Annotated in this window: 3 protein-coding genes and 3 pseudogenes; 3 read left to right on the forward strand and 3 right to left on the reverse strand. The window is 48.1% G+C overall.

What is annotated here, in order from left to right; translation table 11 throughout:
- Positions 1-388 precede the first annotated feature (388 nt).
- Positions 389-601, reverse strand: a pseudogene (locus ACRPFF_RS10930) (XRE family transcriptional regulator); the annotation flags it as partial.
- A gap of 74 nt (positions 602-675) precedes the next feature.
- Here ACRPFF_RS10930 and ACRPFF_RS10935 point away from each other — a divergent pair.
- Together ACRPFF_RS10935 and ACRPFF_RS10940 are read left to right on the forward strand one after the other, a co-directional pair.
- On the forward strand, positions 676-906 hold the full coding sequence (locus tag ACRPFF_RS10935) for a transcriptional regulator (protein ID WP_020997318.1): 231 nt from the start codon (positions 676-678) through the stop codon (positions 904-906).
- A 79-nt stretch (positions 907-985) separates the two neighbouring features.
- On the forward strand, positions 986-1,141 hold the full coding sequence (locus tag ACRPFF_RS10940) for a hypothetical protein (protein ID WP_003689578.1): 156 nt from the start codon (positions 986-988) through the stop codon (positions 1,139-1,141).
- Here ACRPFF_RS10940 and ACRPFF_RS10945 read toward each other — a convergent pair.
- Positions 1,118-1,306: a hypothetical protein gene (locus tag ACRPFF_RS10945; RefSeq protein ID WP_003691445.1), complete on the reverse strand. Its 189-nt coding sequence runs from the start codon at positions 1,304-1,306 to the stop codon at positions 1,118-1,120. The two genes, ACRPFF_RS10940 and ACRPFF_RS10945, sit on opposite strands and share 24 nt — an antisense overlap.
- 172 nt (positions 1,307-1,478) lie before the next feature.
- Between ACRPFF_RS10945 and ACRPFF_RS10950 the strand changes: the two are divergent.
- Positions 1,479-1,673, forward strand: a pseudogene (locus tag ACRPFF_RS10950) (helix-turn-helix domain-containing protein); the annotation flags it as partial.
- On the opposite strand, the pseudogene ACRPFF_RS10955 reads toward ACRPFF_RS10950, so the two are convergent.
- Positions 1,655-1,803 (reverse strand): annotated as a pseudogene (locus ACRPFF_RS10955) (FAD-linked oxidase C-terminal domain-containing protein); the annotation flags it as partial. The pseudogenes ACRPFF_RS10950 and ACRPFF_RS10955 sit on opposite strands and share 19 nt — an antisense overlap.

Below are 1,803 nucleotides of genomic sequence, written 5' to 3' on the forward strand. Positions count from 1 at the left end.
CGGCCTTCGATCATCGCTTCCAAACGCGCACGACCCCATGATGGGAAGAATTCGGTGTCGTCCACGGCTTTGATGGCTTTGTCGCGCAGGGTTTTACCGTCGCTTCCGGCTTTGTCCATACCGACAAGGTGGGCTCCATGCTGTCGCCACGGGCTGTAATGACTTGGATTTTGTTGAGGTTTCCGCCCAGTTTCTCCCGCGCCCATGCGGCAGCGACGGTTACATAATCCACAACCTCGATATAGTGGTCGTTAATCGTGCCTGCGCCGCAGGTCGCTTCGGCATTTAAGCGGGGGAAACGTATGCTACTTTGTTCATTCGATTTTAAGACTCTGAATGTTTCAATGCCGAAATGGCTTGGCGTTACTACGTCTGAGAAATAATCAATTAATTTATCTAGATGTTTTTTATCTATTCGTCCATTTTTTATCCAACCTGAAACGCTTGGCTGTTTCACCCCAAAATGATCGGCAACCTCCTTTTGACTGACATTTTTTCTCTTAATCGCTTCTGATATTGCTTGTCCTAACTGTTCGCCTGAAAACATTTTGATCTCCGAATTAATTGCGCATAAGCATTGGTAATCGATAATAAAAGGCATAACCTATAAAAGGCAATAGTTGTATTTAATATAAGTATTAGCTATAATGAAGCTATTTAATTGAGTAACTGGCTATGAGTATCCAAAAAGCAGTTGATTATTTTGGTAATGAATCCCGACTTGCACGGGCGATCGGAGTTAAACAACCGACGGTGTGGGCTTGGAATAAAAAAGGAACGCCGCCCCCGATCATTCGGTGCGTGCAGATTGAAAAATTAACCGGAGGCGCAGTGAATCGAAAAGACTTACGTCCTGATGACTGGCATCTAATCTGGCCGGAATTGGCAGGCGACCAACCCAAATAAAAAGCCCGTCGGGTCAGATGTTAATTGATATAACCGAATTGAAGCGGAAGTCATCCGCAATTTACCGGAAAGGAAAAAAATGAAGAAGCAGGACAGAAACCGCCTGTCGAAGAAAGACAGACGGCTGATTAAAAAGGCGATGCTGAAAGCCGCCGCCAAAGGCTGCGATGAGGTTTACAAAATCGCGCCGGGTTTGAAAGACGGCTTTGAATTACTTGGAAAGCAGCCCGATTAAATATTCGTCATCGGTATTTGGCTCCGATTCTTCGGGTTTTTGATGAAGTGTTCGGATGAATACCGCCAATTCTCCGGCTTGTCCTTTGGCCGTACTGCCGCTTAAGCGGATAGAACCGCTGCGGATAAGCTCTTTGGCGAGTATGAAGGATAAGTCGGACGGCATTTTTTTACTCCGTCGGCCGTTGTGTGGAAACCCGGTTGCAACGGGGTGACGGCAAATCGGAAAGACGGCTGACCGCCCGGACAGACGGGCGGCCGATAAAGAAAAACCCGCACGGGGCGGGTAATCCCCCTGAATTGCAGGGAAGCGGTTCAGGTAACGGCGAAAGGCGATTATGAATCAAAAACAAACGCAATGCAAACAAATTGTCGATTACATCCGTAACAAGGGATGCATCACATCCCTTGAGGCTTATCAGAACCTGAAGGTGACGCAGCTTGCGGCACGGATAACCGACTTGGAAGGCAGGGGCTTCGTGTTTGCCAAGCCGAAATACAAGGTCGGTAACTGTAAAAATCCCGTTGCCCATTNCCCGATGCCGTGTTCGCCGGAAATTACGCCGCCGAGCGAACGGGCGATTTTCATGATGCGTTCGACCGAACGATAGGCCGTCTGAAGCATTTCGGCATCGTCCGAATTGACCGGAATATTGGTGTGGA

Source organism: Neisseria sp. SLRRB23 (genome assembly GCF_050896295.1).
GTDB lineage: Bacteria > Pseudomonadota > Gammaproteobacteria > Burkholderiales > Neisseriaceae > Neisseria.